Source organism: Haloferax sp. ATCC BAA-644 (genome assembly GCF_000336975.1).
In the GTDB taxonomy this organism is placed as follows: Archaea; Halobacteriota; Halobacteria; order Halobacteriales; family Haloferacaceae; genus Haloferax; species Haloferax volcanii.
In genome coordinates this window covers 1-1,013 of the sequence record NZ_AOLF01000007.1, presented here as the reverse complement: position 1 = coordinate 1,013, position 1,013 = coordinate 1, and the positions used below count along the sequence as shown (strand labels likewise).

The following is a 1,013-nucleotide window of genomic DNA, read 5'->3' as shown; positions in this document are numbered from 1 at the left end:
GACTGGACGGTGCCCCATTCGACGGGGGGTTTCGCGGCCCTAACTGCGTCAGACCGGATAGCAACGATACCGTCCGCATTCGATGAGGTGACGGTGATTGCCGACGCGCCGTTGAAGTCCTCGGCGCGGAAATTGACGGTGGTCTCGCCGGGGGTCAAGGCCATGCGCCGAACGCGGGCTTTCCCCGCGCCCGAGCCGTCTCCTTCGCTCAGGATTCGGGAGAGAGTCCCGGCGTCGGTGATTGCGATTCGAGTCGGAGTATCCGCCTCGACGACGAGCGAGAACGTCCCATTTGAGAACGACCACGATTTGATTCGAGTCGTCGGGGAGAGTTCGATAGTCTGGGTTGATTCGGGCGTGCTCGGCGTGGCGGTCGCTGTCTCGTTCGTCGCGGCGACCGTGCCGACGAGCGCGGGCGATACAACTGCGATGAGGATTATGAGTGTGGTGATTATTCGGCGCATGGTGTCCGAAAAATTGGGAATCGGTGGGGTTAGTTCCGGGTTGAGACGAGGATGAGCGCGACAATCGCGGCAACGATGATAACGCGGTCTTCGGTTCCAACACCGAAGCCACCGCCGCCACCACCGCCACCAGTTCCGGTGGCCTCATACTGCCTTCTGAGTTGTCGCAACTGCTCGATTTCGTCCGCGAGGGAGCTTGCGTTCGTTGAGTTGTAGAGGTACTTGTGGGGGCTGGTCGTGTTCATCGTCTCCCCTGTCCGGGTGTTCACAGCCTCTAAAATTTCAAACTGCGACCCATATGTGGAGAGGTCAACAATCGTGCCGTTGGCCCCATCTTGAACAGCCATGTAGAAGGTTCCATTATAATCTGAAAATCGGTATGTCTGACCAGTATCCCAGCCACCAGATGCGTCATCTCCGGTGTAGAACAATGTTCCATTAAGCACCGTCGGATTGCCCGAGCCGTCTCCGACTGCAATAGTGTGCGATGCATTGATATCCCCGGAAGCACCGGTTGACGCGAGCATGGCCGCGCCCTGACCGTAGTAT

At 58.5% G+C, this 1,013-nt stretch carries 1 protein-coding gene and 1 pseudogene; one reads left to right on the top strand and one right to left on the bottom strand.

Translation table 11 applies throughout. From position 1 onward, the window contains the following. A partial coding sequence (locus C458_RS18345) for a hypothetical protein (protein ID WP_204366116.1) occupies positions 1-519 on the top strand: 519 nt, incomplete at its 5' end. Here C458_RS18345 and C458_RS03695 read toward each other — a convergent pair. After that, positions 494-1,013: pseudogene (locus C458_RS03695) on the bottom strand (hypothetical protein); the annotation flags it as partial. The gene C458_RS18345 and the pseudogene C458_RS03695 sit on opposite strands and share 26 nt — an antisense overlap.